This window comes from Zobellia barbeyronii (assembly GCF_018603515.1).
In the GTDB taxonomy this organism is placed as follows: Bacteria; Bacteroidota; Bacteroidia; order Flavobacteriales; family Flavobacteriaceae; genus Zobellia; species Zobellia barbeyronii.
Genome location: NZ_JACATN010000005.1, coordinates 310,832 through 331,760, shown reverse-complemented (window position 1 = coordinate 331,760; position 20,929 = coordinate 310,832). Strand labels below are relative to the sequence as shown.

Annotated in this window: 16 protein-coding genes; 9 read left to right on the top strand and 7 right to left on the bottom strand. The window is 35.5% G+C overall.

All coding sequences use genetic code 11. From position 1 onward, the window contains the following. The first annotated feature begins 110 nt into the window (after positions 1-110). Positions 111-449, top strand: a complete 339-nt coding sequence (locus HW347_RS17580; RefSeq protein WP_214613046.1) for a hypothetical protein — start codon at positions 111-113, stop codon at positions 447-449. Between the two features lie 37 nt (positions 450-486). On the opposite strand, the gene HW347_RS17575 is transcribed toward HW347_RS17580, so the two are convergent. The 4 genes from HW347_RS17575 to HW347_RS17560 all read right to left on the bottom strand — a co-directional run bounded on the left by HW347_RS17575 (position 487) and on the right by HW347_RS17560 (position 3,997). Then, positions 487-1,530 (bottom strand): aldose epimerase family protein, encoded by a 1,044-nt coding sequence (locus tag HW347_RS17575; RefSeq protein ID WP_214613045.1) that lies wholly within the window; start codon positions 1,528-1,530, stop codon positions 487-489. A 183-nt stretch (positions 1,531-1,713) separates the two neighbouring features. Next, complete coding sequence (gene gap / locus HW347_RS17570; protein ID WP_214613044.1) at positions 1,714-2,703, bottom strand: type I glyceraldehyde-3-phosphate dehydrogenase; 990 nt, start codon at positions 2,701-2,703, stop codon at positions 1,714-1,716. A gap of 248 nt (positions 2,704-2,951) precedes the next feature. Continuing rightward, positions 2,952-3,389 (bottom strand): DUF1348 family protein, encoded by a 438-nt coding sequence (locus tag HW347_RS17565; RefSeq protein WP_214613043.1) that lies wholly within the window; start codon positions 3,387-3,389, stop codon positions 2,952-2,954. Between the two features lie 50 nt (positions 3,390-3,439). After that, positions 3,440-3,997, bottom strand: coding sequence for a TetR/AcrR family transcriptional regulator (locus HW347_RS17560; RefSeq protein WP_214613042.1), 558 nt, complete (start codon positions 3,995-3,997; stop codon positions 3,440-3,442). Positions 3,998-4,369: 372 nt separating this feature from the next. On the opposite strand from HW347_RS17560, the gene HW347_RS17555 reads away from it, so the two are divergent. The 3 genes from HW347_RS17555 (at position 4,370) to HW347_RS17545 (ending at position 9,033) form a co-directional block, all read left to right on the top strand. Further along, positions 4,370-5,629, top strand: coding sequence for a TolB-like translocation protein (locus HW347_RS17555; protein ID WP_214613041.1), 1,260 nt, complete (start codon positions 4,370-4,372; stop codon positions 5,627-5,629). 176 nt (positions 5,630-5,805) lie between these two features. After that, complete coding sequence (locus HW347_RS17550) at positions 5,806-7,668, top strand: PorP/SprF family type IX secretion system membrane protein (RefSeq protein WP_214613040.1); 1,863 nt, start codon at positions 5,806-5,808, stop codon at positions 7,666-7,668. Positions 7,669-8,391: 723 nt separating this feature from the next. Then, positions 8,392-9,033 carry a response regulator transcription factor gene (locus HW347_RS17545; protein ID WP_214613039.1) on the top strand — a complete coding sequence of 214 codons (642 nt, stop codon included), beginning with the start codon at positions 8,392-8,394 and terminating at the stop codon, positions 9,031-9,033. Between the two features lie 138 nt (positions 9,034-9,171). Here the strand turns inward: HW347_RS17545 and lpxD are convergent, their stop codons facing one another. From lpxD to HW347_RS17530, 3 genes are all read right to left on the bottom strand, one after another. Then, positions 9,172-10,167 carry a UDP-3-O-(3-hydroxymyristoyl)glucosamine N-acyltransferase gene (gene lpxD, locus HW347_RS17540; RefSeq protein WP_214613038.1) on the bottom strand — a complete coding sequence of 332 codons (996 nt, stop codon included), beginning with the start codon at positions 10,165-10,167 and terminating at the stop codon, positions 9,172-9,174. A gap of 331 nt (positions 10,168-10,498) precedes the next feature. Next, entirely contained in the window at positions 10,499-11,461 is a 963-nt protein-coding gene (gene rlmF, locus HW347_RS17535; RefSeq protein ID WP_214613037.1) for a 23S rRNA (adenine(1618)-N(6))-methyltransferase RlmF, read from the bottom strand. Between the two features lie 99 nt (positions 11,462-11,560). Further along, on the bottom strand, positions 11,561-12,856 hold the full coding sequence (locus tag HW347_RS17530; protein WP_214613036.1) for an APC family permease: 1,296 nt from the start codon (positions 12,854-12,856) through the stop codon (positions 11,561-11,563). A 223-nt stretch (positions 12,857-13,079) separates the two neighbouring features. On the opposite strand from HW347_RS17530, the gene HW347_RS17525 reads away from it, so the two are divergent. The 5 genes from HW347_RS17525 (at position 13,080) to HW347_RS17505 (ending at position 20,915) form a co-directional block, all read left to right on the top strand. After that, on the top strand, positions 13,080-14,378 hold the full coding sequence (locus HW347_RS17525) for a DUF2254 domain-containing protein (RefSeq protein ID WP_214613035.1): 1,299 nt from the start codon (positions 13,080-13,082) through the stop codon (positions 14,376-14,378). Between the two features lie 333 nt (positions 14,379-14,711). After that, positions 14,712-15,344 (top strand): nitroreductase family protein, encoded by a 633-nt coding sequence (locus HW347_RS17520; RefSeq protein ID WP_214613034.1) that lies wholly within the window; start codon positions 14,712-14,714, stop codon positions 15,342-15,344. A gap of 35 nt (positions 15,345-15,379) precedes the next feature. Then, positions 15,380-16,570, top strand: a complete 1,191-nt coding sequence (locus HW347_RS17515; RefSeq protein WP_214613033.1) for a DegT/DnrJ/EryC1/StrS family aminotransferase — start codon at positions 15,380-15,382, stop codon at positions 16,568-16,570. A gap of 121 nt (positions 16,571-16,691) precedes the next feature. Beyond that, positions 16,692-17,477, top strand: coding sequence for a 3-keto-disaccharide hydrolase (locus HW347_RS17510; protein ID WP_214613032.1), 786 nt, complete (start codon positions 16,692-16,694; stop codon positions 17,475-17,477). Between the two features lie 393 nt (positions 17,478-17,870). Continuing rightward, positions 17,871-20,915: a SusC/RagA family TonB-linked outer membrane protein gene (locus tag HW347_RS17505; RefSeq protein ID WP_214613031.1), complete on the top strand. Its 3,045-nt coding sequence runs from the start codon at positions 17,871-17,873 to the stop codon at positions 20,913-20,915. Positions 20,916-20,929: the final 14 nt, after the last annotated feature.

Here is a 20,929-nt window from a genome sequence, read left to right as displayed (position 1 = left end):
AGCTGTTCTATTTTTTGTATTAACATATATTTTCTTCAAATTTATGTGGGACTGGACTATATTTTGTAGTTTAGAAGACGACCTATGTATGCTAATATGAAAATACTAAAATGATAGAAACTATTGAATTAAGGAATAAGCCGGAACTGAAAATAATCTTAAATGCAGACGAATTTGAAGTTATTGATGCGGCTAAGCCCAGAAATAACGGAAAATATTTATTTCGTAAAATCAGAAATGTAGAGTTAAGTGAGGAACGGACAGATTGGTTGGTTTCTAGTATAGCTTTTCTTGCATCAATATTTACTCAAGGTAATCTTGAAACTTATAAAAACAGAGCAAACCTCACTTTAGAAACTGATAGTCAAACTTTAAAAATCTGGTTGGGTAATGCAGATTACGAAAAGGCACAAAGCGTTATGAAGTTTATTGAGAGAAAAAAAATGTAATTCTAGAATCTAATACTCAACTATATATCAGTATATATCACTCCAGAACCCCAAAATCATAAACAATAGTTTCTGAATACTTTTTACCTGGTTTTAATAGGGTAGAGGGAAAGTTAGGGTGATTCATAGCATCCGGCAAATCTTGTGTTTCCAAACAGATGGCCATATGGGGTCTATAAGCAACACCATATTTGCCAGTAATATCTTCCAATCCGTTACTGGCATAAACGGTTATTCCTGGTTGGGTTGTGAATACTTCTAGTTTACGGCCAGAATTGGGTTCAATAACCTCTGCTGCTTTTTTCATCTCTCCAGCCTCTTTATTTAAAACATAACAATGGTGATAGCCATTTAAGGGAATATCGTGAATTTTATCTCCTAAACGAGTCATTGTGGACAAATCCCAAGCGGTACCTTTTAAAGGCGGTAATTTTCCGGAAGGAGTAATGTCTTCGTCAAATTCAGTATAGGTGTCCGCATCAATCATCACCTTATGGTCGTAAATCAATTCTTTAGCTCCATTAAGGTTAAAGTAGCTGTGGTTGGTCATGCTCACATGGGTGTCTTTATCGGTATCGGCTTCAAAAGTTGCATAAATGGCGTTGTCGTCACTTAGGAGATACGTAACATAAACATCCAAATTTCCGGGAAAACCATGTGAACCATCTTTTGAGAAGTAATGGAATTTTAAACCATCTCCATTTTCAGTAGAAATTAGTTCAGCATCCCAAACTGCATCTTGAAATTCATTTCCTCCATGAAGTGCGGTGCCGTCTCCTGCTACCGTAAGTTTGTAAACAGAATCGTTCATGACAAATTGGGCGTTCTTAATTCGGTTGGCATAGCGGCCAACAGTGGTACCAAAGCTAGGATGGCCATTTAGGTAGTCTTGTAAATTATCAAAACCCAAAACTACATCATCTAATTCCCCGTTTTTGTCCGGTACAAAAAGAGAAGTAATAATACAGCCCAAATTCATAATCTGCATTTTCATACCATTGTCATTGGTAATAGTATAGAGCGAAACCTCTTTACCTTTTACTGCTCCCCAATGTTCCTTTTGTACGGATTGTGCGTTCATAAAGCAATTTATAAGTATGAACAGAACTCCTAAGCAAAGTGATTTCTTCAAAATCTGATATTTAAGATGGTCTCAAATTACAAAAAAGAAAAAAGGGGTATAAAGTAAAAACAGGTCAAACTTTAAAAGCTTGACCTGTTTTTAAATTGAAAATTATAAAACTGATTTCAGAATAAAATCAACTTATAAACTTAATATCTGACGTACCATTTGGTTCGTGAATCCCCATTCGTTATCATACCATGCCAATACTTTAAGCAAATCTCCATCTACAACCTTGGTTAAAGATAAATCGGCAATTGATCCGTAAGGACTTTTTATAATGTCACTAGAAACTAAAGGAGCGTAAGTGGTTTGTAACACTTTTTTGTAACGGTCCGTTTGCGCTTCTTCTTCTAGAATTTTATTGATTTCTTCAGCAGTAACCGTTTTCTCGGTTACAATGGTGATATCAGATAGAGAACCAACAGCAACAGGCACACGAATAGCCATACCATCAAACTTTCCGGCATATTCCGGTAATGCTTTAGTAGTTGCTACGGCAGCACCAGTAGTGGTAGGTATTAGATTGTTTATACCAGAACGCCCCATTCTAAAATTACCTTTGTTAGGTGAGTCTACCATGGCGTTAGAGCTAGTATCTGCATGTATGGTGGTCATAATAGCTTTTTTAATACCAACACGTCTTCCTATAATCTCTATAATAGGGCTTATGTTATTTGTGGTACAACTGGCACAAGAGAAAATACTTGTTTTCCCATCCTCAGAATTTACACCGTGTACAACGGTTGGAATTTCAGGACTTTTAGATGGCCCAGATAGAACAACCGTTTTAGCACCTGCTTTAATATGTCTATCCGCGTCGTTGTACTTGGTAAAAATACCAGTACTCTCAACAACTACATCAATATCTAGTTCTTTCCAAGGAAGATCTTCTGGATTTCTTTCGTTAAAAAATTTGATGGTTTTACCATCTACAATCAGTTTGCCTTCTTCAAAAGCTACCGATTTTTCAAATTTCCCATGTACACTATCATACTCTAGTAAATAGGCTATGTTTTCAATAGAAGCGATATCGTTTACTGCAACCACTTCTAGTTCTGGTGTATTAAGAATTACTTTTAAGGTGGTACGGCCAATACGGCCCATACCGTTAATTGCTATTTTTTTCATAGTTATAATCTCTATTAATGTTCGTTTTTAGGTTTTGTAAAAAAGAACTTATACAGCTCTTTTTCTACTACCTTTTAGTCGTAAATAGTATCCGTAACCAACATCTATTCAGTTAAAGTGATGTTAATGCGTTTGTTCCTGTTTTTTGGTTCAAGTACTTAGGATACAGATTTTATATTACTGCGTACATAATACAGACTATGAATAACAATAAGGTGCTCTATTAGACTTTTTGGGTGTCATATACCTTACAAAAATTCATGTAAACTTGGAGATATAGGTCTTTCGCTATCTTTAATAATAGAGTGATATATTCTTATTATAGACTTTTCTACCAGGCCACTTTCATTAAACTCTAAAATTTCATTACCATAGGAACAATACCATTGTTCATCTTCCATTCTATAATCGTAATCAAATTTAAGGGCGATACTGTTATCAGTATGTGCCAAATATTTTTTGGTTACCTCAAAGTCCAATTGTTTTTTCCATTTATCTTCTAGAAGTTTTTGAACTTCTTTCCGGCTACTTAAAGAGATAGATTCATTAGTATACCATTCACAATCTATTGAATAGATATTAGAAACTTCGGTTGGATCTTTTCTATTCCAGATATCTTCAATGAATTGAATTTTTTGTTTGGCGGTGTCTAGATTAAAAGGAGGGAGTAGTAATTTATTATCCATTGCAAAAAATTAGTTCAGACACATTTGTCTGATGTATTTAAAAATTATATTTATTTCAAGAGTCGTTCACATGCTTTTTTGGCAGCAACAAGTGGCCAGTTGGCTTTTTGAATTTGGGACAGCATTATAGCCCCTTCTATTAAAACCATGATCTCATTGCTAATTTCTTTGGTATCCATACTTTCTGAAGATGTTTTATTTAGCTCATCTAATATAAACCGGAGCATATCATCCTTGCACTTACGTACCACTTCTTTAATAGAGTTCTGGTTTTTTGGTATATCTGTTATAATGTTTTGAAAACCACAGCCTCTATAGTCTACTTGACTTAACCAATGGTTTAAATAATCAAATATGGCAATTACTCTTTCTTGACCGGCTGGCTTTACGGATAAATAATTAGTCATATCAGTTATCCAAGCTTTGTGTCTTTGTTCTAAGTAGACAACGGCAATAGCTTCTTTAGACCTAAAGTGTCTATACATACTATCTTTAGAAACTTCTGCCTTTTCTATAATCTTATTAATTCCGGTTTGGTTATAACCATCAAAATAGAATAGTTCTGATGCTGCCGAAATAATCCTATCCTTTACATTTTCTTTTATCATAGGTTCTTATTAATCGTCTTATACAGAAAACAGACAAGTCTGTACGTTTTAAATATACAAATATTTTGATATGTGTAAAAAATGCCATGCACAAAAAAACAATTCAGTTTAAAACTATATATAGTATGATAGGCTAATTTTTGATTTAAAAGGAATATTTAAATGCTCATAGTGAAACTACTAGTAATTACTAGTAAGAAAAAAGTGACTTAATCCGATTTTTTGGTGCTTGGACTTAGAAATATGCAGTTTATCGATGATTTTAGTGTAAAAAAACCTGAATTAAGTGAAAACCTATGAATTATTACTAAGTATAGATATAGAAGTTTTGTGGAACTTTGTCGAAGATATTAACCCCTAATCGAATTTATTATGAAAAATGCGCTAACCTACAATGTGCTTTTTGCCTGCGTCTTTTCGTGCTGTTGCAGTTCAATGACTGCTCAGTATTCAGATAGCAGTAATGCTACCGAGATTCATCAGGCTACCAACAAGAGGATGGATAACTATCAATACCTTAAAAAACAAGGGTATAAAGATAAAGCCATCTTTGAAGACTTGGGTAATGCCAACTTCTTAAACAAAAATTATGATACCGCTTTATTTTGGTATGGTAAATTAAAAGAAGTAAACGATGGCAGCTTAAGTAAAAATTATCAGAAGCGTTATGACTTCGCTTTGACCAAGTATCAAAATATTGGATCAACTACCAGTTCCGATAACAATGATTGGGTCGCTCAAATTGAGTCTGATTATAAAGTGAAGAAACAAAAACAAAAAAATATATTAGATCAACCTTTAACACAAAGGTATAGAGAGTTAGATTTTCAACGTACTGACGGACAGTTTATAGTAGACGACCAAACTATTGTTGAAAATGAGCTTAGAACTTTCTTAGGTGAGGAAAATGAGGATGACAACGGGTATAAAATGCCAGTTGCTGTTACTCCAGACGGTCAAACCGCTTATTTTAGTAAAAAGGTAGAAGTAAAACCTTTATATGGTGTCTTCTCTAAAAGTGAAGAAGTACACAAGATTTACAGAGCCGATAAAGTAAGAGGTGAGTGGAAGAATTTAAAGGAAGTAGCTGTTGCACCTAAACATGCATCTGCAATGCACCCTTCTATATCTTCAGATGGTAAACGTTTGTTCTTTGCCTCTAACATGCCAGGAACTTTTGGAGAGTATGATATATATGTATCTGCTATTCGTAAAGACGGAAGCATGGGTGTTGCCAAGAATCTTGGTCAAAAGGTAAATACTAAAAAGGATGACCTTTATCCTAATGTAGTTGGAACAAACACATTGTTCTTTGCTTCAGAAGGAAGAAAAGGACAAGGCGGATTAGATGTATATATGACACAAGTAGGTCAAAAACATGTAGACCTTGCCGTTAACCTTGGGAGTCCAATAAACAGTGGTGAAGATGATTTTGCTATCTCTTTCACTTCCGATAACGGAAAAGGATATGTAATGTCTAACCGCGGTAACAATAAACGTACGGTAGAAAAAGTGGCTTTCACCTATGCCAACAAAAGAACTGCCGAGGATGATGGCGATTATAGAGCGCTTGAAGCATTTAATGCAGATTCTAAAGCACGATACACTTCAAATTCATTTGAGGAAGATTAATAAAGATGGGGGATATACAATAGAGCCGGCGATTACCGTCGCCGGTTTATTACCCACCTTTAGGTAATCTAAATGTTCTAAGAAATAATGGGCATCTACCACAAGAGTTCCAGATTTCAATAAAATTAGAACACACCTTATTACCCCAGTTTTCAATAATCCCAAATATCACTACCATGAGCTACAAAAAAAATAATATCAGCACAATCTACCTGCTCCTTTTGTTATGTGCCATTTTTGGTACACAAGCTACCTACGGGCAAGAAGCATTGACGGAAATCAATACAAAGAGCACATATCACAACCAGTTGTTCTTTAACAGGTTTTTGATTAACCCAACGTTCTCATTGGTTAGAGAGAATAAATCATATGTTAACATTCTTCACAGAAACCAATATGCTACGTTCGAAGATAATAACCAAAACTACTTTTTGGGCTTTAGCAATCAGTTAAACGAGAATGCCGCTGTGGGAATTAGTGTATACAGCCAATGGTCTGGTGTAGTTCAAGAATTTGGTTTTAATGCCAATTACGCAACAGCAGTAAAATTAGGTGATGAAAGTAAATTAACCTTTGGTACCAACGTAACGTATTATACAGAAGGTATAGATCAAAATAGAATAGTAGTAGCAGATACAGATACTAAAATAGCAGAAACTAAAAAAGAGAGTAAAATTGCCGTTCAACCAGGGGTAACCTTGTCTTTAGGTGGATTTGATTTTGGTCTTTATGCAACAGAGCTATTTAAATATAACCAAACAACCAATGAATTTTTAACGAACCTAAGTACAAAGAGTGTAAAAGCTTCTGTACAATATACACACCAGTTCTTGGCCAATAGAGGTCTTTTTGCCAACGCACGCTTAATGCCAATGGTACAAGTTGGTAAGAACATAGATGGTGGATTAGGTTACGTAGGGTCAGTACTATTAGAATTACCTAACTACGGATGGCTTCAAACAAATTTTGATGATGATTATGGCCTTTCTTTAGGTCTAGGTTTCAACTTAAGTAAGCGTATGTCTTTAGGATATTTATTAGAAAAGGATTTAATGACGGATGATGCTGATTTGGGATGGAATCACGAAATATCTTTAGCGTATACTTTTGATAACCATGGTTCTAGTATGGATGCTTATGCAGATAGTTCTGAAGATGCTAAAGTAGACCGTATCGTAAGAAACTACGAAGAACAGATTTTAAGATTAACAGCAGAGAACAAAGAGAACAAGAAAAGAAACAATACTACAATGGCTAGTAGAAACTTTAATAGTGCTGCAGCCACAGATATGGAAAGTGACATTAACGGTATGGCTTATGAAAACCGTTTGATTTTAGATGAGATGATTTTAAGACAAGATTCTATAGATAGCGCTAGAGATGCTGCTTTTGAAGAACGTTTAAAGTCTTTAGTAGATGTACTCAAACAAGAGATAAAAGAAAACTTGAAGCCAAAGGTAGAGGAAGAGGTTATGCCGGTTCCGCCAGAGTATACTGCTTTAGCTGCCAACACCGTTAACGATGCTCCTAAGAATGTAGAAGCTTCTAACCAAGGTGATGATGCAAGGTTCAATAAAGTAAGTGACTTCTTAGTATTGACCGACTCTAAAATGTCTGATGCAACTAACAAGAAAGAAGAAAGAACAATTGAGGTTGTTGCTGAAACAAGTTCTAAATCTATTGTAGAAAATGATATTGATGCAAAAGAAATAAAGGATTATGTAAAGCTTCCAATCAAAATATTAAATCAGTCAGATATCGTTGGTGTAAAATCAGGTTACTATGTGATTGCTAATGTATATAAGAACAAAAAGTACTTGAATGCTTTTATGCAAACTTTAAAAGAACAAGGTCTTGATGCCAGACAGTTTTACAATAAAGAAAACGGTCTACATTATGTGTACTTGGCAGATTACAACTATAAAGAGGAAGCAGAAACAGCTTATGTTTCTAACCTTAATGGAAAGTACAACGACGAAAAATGGATAATGCAAGTAGATGATCATTCGGCAGTAGTGAATAACATGTACGAAGATTAATAACAATATTAACTTATGGTTAGTGGGACCTGATTTTTTGGTAGAGAATTAGGCTATAAATAGCGGGGGAGGCCCCGCTGTTTTTTTTGCGTTTAACCACAGTTTACTAGAATTACACACTCTTTTTAACTTAGTTTTTGTTTTCGGAGCATCGATAATTGGTATGAAAATGCCGTTATAATGCAATGGAGCAGGGGATTTGACTGCATTTTAACGAATATGGGCGATCTTACAGTTACCACTGTAGAAATAATCAGTAAGTTTACTTATAATCAAACCAAAGTAATTTATTTATTAATCCCCAAATCGCACAAACCATGCACCATTACCTACAACATTACCACAAGAAAAGCACACTTGATCACTTCAACAAAGTGCAACATCTCTGCGTCTGATAGAGATAAAATTTCAAAGAATTTATTTTAGGTTTTAGAGCTTTACCTACAGCAATAAAACATAAAGATTCACCCAGCGTATAGCGCATATATCTGTTTTAGTTTAGAACTAAGGCCTGGCAGAATACTGTCATAACCATAGGTTTTAATTCTAACCATAAAAAACGGATAACAAAATCTCTTGATTTTTAAATCATAGAGAAAGAGCATACTTACGCCAAAATTTGAATAAAACGTCGCTTTACCGAGCGATTTCTATTAATAGTAAGCCCCAAATTTAACCAGGCATTCTGCTGTTTATCAGTAGACTACCAAAAATCCCACTACCATGGTAACAAACATTCTAAAAATTATCGTAATCGATAATGATTTAACATCGCACGAATCTTATGAAACGTATTTTGACTCTTACCCAGAGTATTCCCTAAAAGGAATTTATGCTTCGGTGAAAGATGCATTGGCCAGTTATGATGACGTTGCGCCAGACATTATTTTTTCAGAAGTCTCTTTGCCAGAAATTAATGGTATAGAAGGTATTCGTCTTTTTAGAAAGAAAGACCCGAATGTAAAAATTATCATGCTCAGCGCCCAGAACAATTTTGACTTGGTCAAAAAAGCGTTCAAAAATACCGCGAATGGCTACCTATCCAAGCCGGTGACTGAACGCGCCCTTTATAATGCTCTTGATTCAATCAAGTCAGAAGGCGCAACAATGAGTAATGATATTATAAGTCAGATTATTTCAAAGTTTCAGCGAAAATCGAATGAGTTTTTCTCGGAAAGAGAGAATCAGGTAATAGATTATTTGAGCCAAGGCGCTACTTATAAGACCATTGCCGAAAAATTATTTGTGACTGCAAGTGCAATCAACTTTCACGTGCAGAACATCTATTTAAAACTAGATGTCAATTCCAAATCGGAAGCGCTGAGAAAGTTGCAAGAATTAGAGTATTCTAATGCACTCGTTTAAATTGGAAATTAGTTGCTTTTCCCCGGAGGTTCAATAGGAGAACCTCCAACCTTTCAAGAAAAAAGCTTTACGTTATGTAAAGCTTTTTTTTGTTTTATAAATTTTATTTGTGAGGGTAAAAGTGTTGGTAAAGTCTGGCTACTGGTTTTTAACAAGTTTTCTTATCACTGCCCATTCTTTTAGCATAGCTCTAGCATCTTGCGCAGGGTAACCAAGAACAGTTTTTCCTGCTTCTACATCACTCATTACTCCAGACCCAGCTGCTACGGTAGCACCAGAATTTATGGTGGTATGGTCTTTAATTGAGGCGCTTCCGCCAATCATTACGCCATCGCCCAAAGTAACCGAACCCGCAAGACCACTATGTCCGGCCATAATGCAAGAACGGCCCATAACACTGTTATGCGCTATTTGTACTAGATTATCAATCTTGCAACCATCGCCAATAATTGTGGAGCTAAACTTAGCTCTATCAACACATGAATTGGCTCCAATTTCAACATGATGTCCAATAATTACATTACCAATCTGAGGTATTTTTACCAATCCTCTGCCATCATCACTAGGTCTATATCCAAAACCATCAGCTCCAATACTTACGTTAATATGAAAAATACAATGGCTGCCAATAACACAACGCTCACGTATAACAGTACCGGACCACACAACGGTGGCTTCACCAATTATGGTTTCATCAAATACACAAACATTGGGATACAAAACAACACCATCACCTAATTCAACATCCTTGCCCACATAACAATTGGGGCCAATTTTACAGCCCTTACCAATAATTGCGGATTCATGTATTACTGCTGTAGGGTGTATATCTGATTCAAAAACAGGTGTTTGTGGACTAAAAAGCTCTAATATTTTAGCCATTGCTAAATCTACATTCTTTACTCTAATAAAAGCGCGATTATCACCTGGTTCAATTACAGACTTAGGGCAAACAAGGGCTGCACAGGCTTCTGAGTCTGTCCAGAATTTGGAATACTTAGTACTTCCTATGAAGGTTATTTGATTGTTCTTAGCCTTTTTTATTTCCTCTGGACCTTCAATTTTATGATCGGTATAGCCAATTAATTCGCCTTTTAAAATGTCGTTAATTTCACTTATAGAGTAAGATGTCATCGTTTATTTTATGGGTTAGTTATTTATTAAACAGAAAAGCGAAATCAATATTGTTTTAATCCATGTAGCTATATGTTCCTTATTTTATGAGTTTTAGCCACTTATGGGTTTGTTTTGTGTTTGTTGGAAGGAAATAAGTAATTTCAAATATTGACCTCGAAGTTTACGAGCGTCTCCATTTGTAGGAAGTATAGCTGAGTCTAGTCTTTGCATTTTCACGCATAATATAGTGAAAATCTTGCTGACTTTTGAAGCTAAATGGATAAGGTAAGTTGTGGAGCCCCTATATTGCAGTAAAAGCCCTGAAAAAAATAGATACCCATAATAATATTTACTGCTGCCATCTAGTTTCAACCCATTCTAGTTGTTCTTCTTTTGAGAAAAAAGACCATGCTACAATACGGCTAGATTTATTACCCGTACCCATAGGAATAGTTTTGATTTGAGTGGCTTCAACTTTTTCCAACAATTTGTAAATCCTTTTTAGATTGGATTCTTTTGATACTAAAGTTGAAAAGATATAACAGTTCTTGCCAAACTTTCTACTCTCCCAAATCATATTTTCAATAAACTTAGATTCTCCTCCATCATAAATAAGCTCATTGGTTATTCCTGAAAAATTCAGTTCAGGTGTTTTTACCTTTTTACCGGATAGATTCTTTATTTTTCTGCGGGTTCCTTTCTGTGCTTCTTCAATTGAAGAATGAAAAGGAGGATTGCTAATCACAATATCAACTTTCTGTTCGGGAGATAATACGCCTCTAAAAATATCTCTCGAACTTTTTTGTAATCTACATTCAACTTTACCTTTAAGTAATGGATTAGAGTTGACAATTTCCTGTGCAGATTCAATTGATTTTGGGTCAATATCAGAACCAAAAAATTGCCAGCCATATTCCGTAACTCCAATAATTGGGTAAATACAACTAGCTCCTACACCTACATCAAAACAGGAAACTTTATCGCCCGTAGGTATGTTGCCAGAATTAGTACTGCCTAACAAATCGGCAATATGATGAATATAATCTGCACGCCCAGGTATGGGAGGGCATAGGTTTTCTTCAGGGAAATCCCAGTTTTTTATATGGTAATAATGATTTAGTAATGCTTTGTTTAAAAGTCTAACCGCTTTAGGATTAGAGAAATCAATAGATTCTGCTCCAAATTTGTTAGGTTTTATAAACTCTTTCAATTCAGGATTAGAAACCTTTAGGGCTTCTAAATCATATCTCTCCCTGTTTTTGTTACGGGGATGAAGTCTTGCTTTTTCTGAGGGTTGTTTTTCTGAAGACATGATTTACTTTAGTTTTAAGTAGATTTTAAAAATGTAATATCTTATTTGCAAATAACGGGTATATTAATAACACACCTATCTTTTTACTAATATAGAACGCTAGTTGGGTATGATTTTTTTGTAAATCCATTCTAGTGAAATGCAAAATACAATTATGCTTAATGAAGCTATAACCCCAATTCTGTTCTGCGAAAATTGTTGAATTATTAATGTCAAGAAAGCTAAAAAGCAAAGAAGGCTTGCCATCAAATGAATCCACTTTTTTGACTCTAATTCTTTATGTTGTTTGAAACCAATATAATTAACAATACTAAAAATTAATAAGAAACCAACACTTCCTGCAGTTGAGATACTCTGTAAGTTAAAGAGGTTAACCAACGTAATGGACAATATTGCCGTTATTATTAAACCCACCGGCTTTCCCCAAAATTGACGGCAAAAAAACTGGGGTAATTCTTTATCTACAGCTATATCGTAATTTACTCTTCCACTACCTAAAACAGTCGCGTTTATGGCAGAAAAAGTTGAAATCAGAGCGGTAATAGTAATAATTGTAAATCCAATTTGTCCTAATGTTGGTTCTGCGGCTTTTGCCAAAACATAATCTTCAGCATTTGCAATTTGTTCAAACGGTAAAGCTCCTACGGTAACAATAGCAATTAAGATATAAAGAATAACTACAAAGCCTACTGCACCAAAATAGGCCTTTTCCGTATTTTTTTCTTTATCCTCTAAGTCGGCTATAGAATTAGCGATTAATTCAAAACCTTCATAAGCTACAAATATGACCATACCACCAGAAAGCAATAGAATAGGGCTTTCCCAATTTTCAGGAGATAATTGCCCAAGATTTTCAGGATGTACGGAAAATCCGTAAAAACCAACACCTATAAATGCAATTAGAATAATCAGTTTTATAACTACAGCAATAGACTCAATCTCACCAACAAGTTTAACGCTCAAATAATTAATGAAAAGGGCAATTAGGATTATTGAAGACTGAAAGATTCGTACATCAATTTCTTTGGTCCCAGTAAGTGAAATTAATTGGGCTCCGTATGAACCAAAAGCAGATGAATACAATGCTAACATTACGATGTAGCTTACCCATAGTAAATTATTTATACCGCCTGCAAAAATTCCATTTCCATATTGTTGGTGAATAAACCGTACCGTACCACCATTTTCAGGATATTTTTTAGAGAGTTTGGCATAAGAATACGCGGTTAATAAAGCGATTATACCAGCAAAAAGAAAAGCAATAGGTGTTCCTCCTTTGGCCAGTGAAACAGCAAGTCCTAGAACAGCGAAAATTCCGCCGCCAACCATACCACCAATCCCAATAGAAATGGCATCTTTTAAACTAATTTTTTTATCTGTTCTATGTTTTTTCAATTTGAAGGAAAGCTTAACTAGTTGTAATCAGAGTGAATCTTCCAAAGTACCGAATTTTTCTTCAACCCTCAGCTAAATAGCCAGTGTAAAGCTCCTTTTGAGTTTATCCTTTCTTTTGAGCTTAGTTTTTTTTCTAAAGAGTCTCTTTTAGTTCTAAAGCTTTTATAGCTTCGAAAAACAGGGGAGTGGACAATAGCTGCGCTAAAATAATTCGACTACGAAAATGAAAAAAGTTCTAAAATTTTTACAAAAAACCTATCGCGAGGTGTTACGAAGTATTGCATTTTATCCTGTACTCATTGCCATACTTTGCGTTGTTCTAGCTATAGTCACTTTGTCGTTGGAAAACGTGGAAATTGTAAAGTCTATAAAAGAAAAAATTCCATATCTTTTTATTCAAGATTATGATACGGCACGTTCTATTCTTTCGGTTTTTATTGGTGGAATCATTTCGCTAACCGTATTCAGTTTTTCAATGGTTATGGTTGTATTGAGCCAAGCTTCATCTAATTTTTCACCCAGACTTCTTCCGGGGCTTGTTTCTAATAGTAAGCACCAAATAATTTTGGGCACCTATGTAGGTACACTTCTTTACTGCATTATTATTTTAACCTCCCTTGGTGCACGCGGAATAGAGGCAGACACTATGGGATTATCCAACATGTTTGCTGCAATACTCTGTGTTGTTTGTATAGGACTCTTTGTGTACTTTATTCATACAATATCCGGGTCCATTCAGATACAGAATATTATAGACCGAATATTTGATAAGTGCAACGGGTATGCAGATAAGGAATTGACACGTTCTGAAGATGCTAAAATAGCTTTGAAATATATAGATACCACAGACTGGATTATTTTGAATAGTGATAAAACTGGATATTTTAGAGGCTTTGATATAAGATTGCTTAACACATCTATTGAAGAAGAAGACAATCAAATAGAGGTTATTCCGTATTTAAATAAGCATTTGTGGGAAGGGATGCCAATCCTTAGAATTAGGGAGAAAATGTCTGATGAAGATTTAAAAAATTTATTGTTTTGTATTGATATCTCATCTGATCGTCATGAAGATGATAAAGGGGTTGGAGGGATGATTAAGTTGATGGAGATTGCAGTTAAAGCAATGTCCCCAGGAATTAATGATCCGGGTACTGCAATTGATGCCATTGCTAAATTGGGACGTTTGCTGCGCAAGTTTCTTCAATTTCCCGCCATTACATCTCAGCCGCTAGAAAATAATAAATGTATTCTGATTAAGAATAATATTCCCGGAAGTGAGCTAATGCGCATCCTAGTGCAGCCCATTCGCTTATATGCCAAACAGGATAGCTCCGTAATGCATGAATTGATAGGTGCATTGCAGTTTATATCCAACGGCCCTAATATTTCAGATGAAAACAGAACTCTCGTATTAGAAGAATTAGAAAATATAAGAGAAGACATCAAAAAGCATATTGCTAATGAGGTAGACAAGAAACATCTTTTAGAAGCTTTTGAAAGGGGTATTGGGGAGGTTTAGATAGGTTTTTACCAATAGAAACCACTGTAGTATTTCTTATATTGATAATAACATATAAATCAGTCTAAGTAGAGAATCACCGGTCTTTATTACATTCTTTCCTTTAATTAAACAGTCAGAAAATTTTCTAAAACATCAAGGTTATAGAATCATATTCAAGTTAAGTAAACTAGGTTTTATAATTATCCTATTTTTGCACTAGGTTAATCATGAATTTATAATGGTAAACTTGAACAGAAAATCAGAACGGAGTGATTGCTCTTTGTTATTTTGATTTCCAAAAAATTGCTAATCATCATTTTTCACTGAGGTGAAAACATAAATAAAGTGAATTTGGATTCTATTAAAAATTTGGAATGGCGTTATGCCGTAAAGAAATTCGATTCGGAAAAAGTACTTCCGGAAGATAAGATTGACCGCTTAAAACAAGCTTTCAATCTCACCGCAACTTCTTATGGTCTGCAACCCATTACCATGGCCGTAATTCACAACAAAGAATTGCAAAACAAATTGGTGGAGCATTCATATGGTCAACAGCAAGTGGCGCAAGCCTCTCACGTGTTGGTCATTTGTATTCAAAATGATATTAATGAAGAGTACATTAATCGTTATTTTGAACAAATTAAAAAAGTAAGAGGTACGAGTCAGGATATTTTGGACCCGTTTAAAAATGCTTTGTTAGCGGATTTTTCTAAAAAAGAGGTTCCCGAAATTGAGCAGTGGTCTAAAAATCAAGCGTATTTGGCGCTTGGTAATTTACTGACGGTCTGTGCGCTTGAAAAAATAGATTCTTGCCCAATGGAAGGATTTGTTCCTTCGGCCTATGACGCTGTTCTAAACTTAAAGAAACGCGGTCTAACCTCTGTTTTGGTACTTCCGGTAGGCTACCGAGCCGATGACGATATGTTCTCGGAATTTAAAAAAGTGCGTAAAAATATAGAGGATAGTGTAATTGAAATAAATTAAGGACTTCCATTTAACACAAAACGACTTAAAAAGATATGCCAGGATTTGAATTATTCGGAGACAAGGAACGCAAACAAGTAAACGAGGTACTGGACACAGGAGTGCTTATGCGTTATGGTTTTGACGGGATGCGTAAAGGACAATGGAAGGCTCTTGAACTTGAAAAAGTACTTTCAGAGAAGATGCAGGTGAAGCATACCCAACTGGTAAGCAGCGGTACAGCAGCTTTAACGGTAGCTCTCGCAAGTGCTGGAATTGGTGCTGGGGATGAAGTTATAATGCCCACATTTACCTTTGTAGCTAGTTTTGAATCCATTTTGGCAATAGGTGCAGTTCCTATTTTGGTTGATGTTGATGATACCTTGGCGTTGAGTCCAAAAGCAGTTGAAAATGCCATAACAGAACGAACAAGAGTAGTCATGCCAGTGCATATGTGCGGCTCAATGGCAGATTTAAAGGCATTGAAAGCCATCTGTGATAAGCATGATTTATTGCTATTGGAAGATGCATGCCAATCCATTGGAGGAACTTTTGAAAACAAACCATTAGGAAGTTATGGAGACTTGGGCTGTTTCTCTTTTGATTATGTAAAGACCATTACTTGTGGAGAAGGTGGAGCTATAATTACTAATAACGATACATATAAAGTTAATGCCGATCATTACTCTGATCATGGTCATGATCATGTTGGTAAGGATAGGGGAGCGGAGACACATCCGTTTTTAGGATACAACTTTAGAATTTCTGAGCTTCATGCCGCAGTAGGTTTGGCGCAAGTTGAAAGACTAGATGAGTTTTTAACTATTCAGAAAAAAAATTACACCGTTTTAAGGGAAGCACTTCAAGACTTGCCTAACGTAGAATTTAGACGAGTGCCAGAAGGAGGCGAAGAGAGTTATGCGTTTTTAACTTTCTTTCTTCCAGATGCAGATACTGCTAAAAAAGCACATGGTGAATTAGGTAAAGCAGGTGTTGATGCATGTTTTTACTGGTATGATAACAATTGGCATTACTATCGTGAATGGCAACACCTAATTGAGAAACAATCGTTAGGGAAGTTGCCAAAGGAAATTCACGAGCAATTACCTGATTATTCAAAATCTGATTTCTCGGCATCGGATCAATGGATAGGTCGTACAGTCTCTTGTCTAATAAAACTAGGATGGTCGGAAAATGAGGTAAAGGAGCGTGCACAGAAAATGGTTGGTGTACTTTCTAAATTATAGGTTTTTTATTGGGAATAACTTAGTATTTTTTTTCTTTGGATAAAATCCATTTTAAGAAGTTATGGCTATATTTAGTTCCTATTAAATTTATACCGAACCAAAATAAAATGTTATCATCATTATGAACTCAAAAAATTATTTTTTCTTCTTGGCCGCAGCAGCATTCTCATTGCAAGTAACGGCTCAAAAACACTCTAGTACGCCTCCAGAAGTATCACCAATGCCAATGGAACCGCAAATGACAGAAATCTGGGAACCAGAAGTTGCTGTTGTAACTCCTGCAAAAATTTTGGGAGATGCACCTTCTGATGCTATTATTTTATTTGATGGAAGTAGTCTTGATCAATGGGTAAGCCAAAAGGACAACGCAAAACCTGCTCCATGGAAAATTGTAGATAAAGATCATTTTGAAGTAGTACCTGGTTCCGGTGGTATAAGTACTAAAATGAAATTTGGTGATTGCCAGTTACACATTGAGTTTAGCGCACCGGATAAAGTGCAAGGTGAAAGCCAAGGACGTGGGAACAGTGGTCTCTTCTTGCAAAACAGGTACGAGCTACAAATTTTAGATTCATATAATAATAGAACCTACCGTAACGGACAAGCAGGAAGTATCTATAAAGACCATGCACCTTTGGTTAATGCAATGCGTGGCCCACTAGAGTGGAATACATATGATGTAATCTACAGAGCGCCAAGGTTTAAAAAAGATGGTAGTCTAGATGCTAAGGCAGAAATTACAGTACTTCACAACGGTGTTTTGGTACAGAACCATACGGTAATAAATGGTAATACTTATTATATAGGTTTACATAACTACCCATCTGCCCATGGCGATGACGTTATTTCATTACAAGATCACGGTAACAAAACTCAGTTTAGAAATATCTGGTTAAGAAAATTGTAGATAGTAGATTTTTAAGGGTTGCTTGATTAATGATTCAGCAGTACTTTTAACGCTATTTTAAACAGTAAAAACCTCTAAGATTCATATGAATCTTAGAGGTTTTTTTTATTGCCCTATTTATTTTCTATTTGTGATGATAATGGTTTGGTTATCGAAATCGTGAAATATTCAAAAACAACTATTGGTAGTTTTTACCCTACAAATAATCATAAAAATCAATTTTATAGCTGGATTGTTATCAAATCAGAAATTTATTAATACAATTTAACATACTTGTTAACGCCTTAAAAATAGGGTATTGTAGAATTTATCCATGTTTTTGAAGAATATGTCCATAGCTTCAGGAGGGAAGAGTCTTAGGTTTGGTCTAATGTTCAACTAACTTACATAAAAATGAAAAAACTCAAACTTTTAATGGCATTCCTCCTTTTAGGGGTGACGACAGTTTCGTGGGCGCAAACGCAGATTTCAGGTGTTGTGGTCGATGAAGCAAATATACCTTTGCCAGGTGCCAGTGTTCTAGTAAAAGGAACCAGCAATGGCGTTGTATCTGACTTTGATGGTAATTTTACCATTTCGGTCGCTGATGGCGATGAACTTTTGGTGGTTTCCTATATAGGGTATGAAACAAAAGAAATTCCGTTAGGGAGTTCTTCAGACTATACCATTCAACTTATTGAGTCCTCAACTGGCTTAGATGAAGTTGTTGTAATTGGGTATGGCTCTGTAAAGAAAAGTGATTTAACCGGTGCTGTTGCCTCGTTAAACACGGAGACCTTAACTGAGCAAAAGAAAACAGATATTGGCCAAGCTATTCAAGGTAGGGTTGCCGGTGTTGATGTTCGTACGTTAAGTTCTAAACCGGGAGCACCACTTTCTATAAAAATTAGAGGTAACACGGTAGTTACTAACAATAACGCTGGTCGTGATGGTGTAAGTGATGATCTTGCGGATGACCTTTCTAAACCTTTATATGTTGTAGATGGTATTTTCTTCGAGGATATTAATGTTTTGAATCCAGCGGATATAGAACAAATGGACATCTTAAAGGATGCTTCTGCAACCGCAATATATGGATCGCGTGGAGCTAATGGTGTTGTCATTATTACAACAAAAAATGGTATTGAAGGAAAGACGGTTTTTACCTATGATTCGTCATTCGGTTTACGTACTGCTACCAATGTGCCAGATTTATTTGATGGTCCTGAGTATGTACAGTTCGTAGATGACGTTTTAAGAGCTAGAGCTTGGAAAGGTACCGGTTCTGCAGCAGATTATAATAATGTTGTTATTGATCGCTCAACAGAGTTTCAAAGTTCTAACGAAGAGGCAAGCAATGTTGCCAATGGGAGGTATACGGATTGGATGGGGCTTTATCAAAAAGCAGGCATTCAGACCAGTCATACTTTGGGAATGTCAGGTGGAACAAATGGCTTAGTATATAACGCATCATTAGGATATTTAAATGATGAAGGTGTAATGGGAATTGAAGGTTATGAGAGATATAACATAAGTGCTTCTGTTTCTAAGAAAGTTTCAGATCAGATAACGGTAGGAGTTAAGGCATATTTAGCACTATCTGAACGAGAGGAAGGAAGTAGGGAATTATTTAGAAGTACGCTTCGTTTAGCACCAACGGTAAATCCATTTGATGCAGAGGGAGAACCAATCCTGTTTCCAGATGATCAAGACCTTCGTTTTGTCCATCCTATTTATGATGCTCAAGGTGCTTGGCAATTAAATACTAAGTCGTTAAATGTAATTGCTAATGTATTTTTAAATTATAAGCCTACAAAATGGTTGAATTTCAAAACACAATTCGCTCCCAACATAACTACGCAACGTTTTGGTGAGTACAGAGGTCTTTTGACAAAATCATCACGTAATGACCCTAGTAGAATACAATCGCATTATCAATCGGATTTTAATACTGCATATACTTGGGATAATATATTAGATTTTAATTTTGACCTTGCTCCAGATCATAACTTAAAAACCACTTTAATTTCTTCTATATATTATAATAATAAAGAAGGTAGTAATATACAAGTTAGAGATTTTGATACGGATGCATACCTCTACTATAATACTGAGGGAGGTAATGATATTAGGGATTTTGATAGTTTTTATCAAAAGGAAACCTTGGCATCTTTTGCAGGTCGTTTAAACTACTCTATTAAAGATAGATACCTATTTACATTCACAGGAAGATATGATGGTTCATCAAAGTTATCTGCTGGAAATAAATGGAACTTCTTTCCTTCTGCCGCATTTGCGTGGAGAGCAAGTGAGGAGTCATTTCTTCAAAATGCAGATTGGTTGAATAATTTAAAATTCCGTGTTAGTTACGGTGAAGCTGGTAACGATAGTACAGTTGGCGCCTATAGTTCATTGGCTTTCTTGTCACAATCAAACTACCTTTTTGGAGAGAATCCAAGTGTGGGTAAAACAATTGCTGGCTTACCTAACGAAGATTTAACTTGGGAAGTTTCAAAAGAATACAACTTAGGTGTAGACCTTTCCATCATAAATAATAGAGTTGGTCTTAGCTTTGAATATTATAATAAAAAGACTGAAGGGAGTATTCTTGCTAGAACCTTATCTAATGTAACAGGTTATGAAGATGCTCTTGGTAATTTTGGATCTGTACGAAATAGTGGTATAGAGGTTACGTTAAATACGGTTAACGTTAAAACGGATAATTTTTCATGGAGAACTAATTTTAACTACACCAAAAACACTAATGAAATAGTAGAGATTGATGGTGATTTGGATGAAATTCCTTTTGGGAATCATGGAGTCCTAAAAATTGGAGCTCCTGTTGATGCCATCTGGAATACGGCAGTTGCCGGGATTTGGCAAATAGATGAAGCCGTAGAAGCAGCTACTTATGGTGACTTGCCTGGTCAGTATAAATTTGTAGATCAGAATAATGATGGTACAATTGATCAGGATGATAAAGTATTGTTAGGTCAAAATTCTCCTGATTGGATAGGAGGTATGACCAATACATTTAACTATAAGAACTTAGAGTTAAATGTACAAGTATACACGAGACAAGGGTCTTACGGACATTCTGAATTTTTTCAAAATTTCTCTACATCTGGAGATGGGGCCGTATTTAATAGCTTAGATCTAGATTATTGGACACCTAACAATCCAAATGGTGCTTACCCTATTCCTGACTATGGAGATACTGGGTGGACTTATGAGGACCTGTCATTCGTAAGAGTTGGTAATATTGGTTTGGGGTATCAATTTCCGCAAGAGCTGGCAGATAAGTTAAAAATGTCAAGACTAAAAATGTCATTGGATGTTCAGAATCCATTCACTTTTACAGATTATAAGGGACCTGATCCAGAGACTGCACTTCAGAACTCTTACAATATGACCTACGCGGTAAAAACAGTTTTATTGGGTCTGAAATTAGCCTTTTAACTTTATAAAAAATT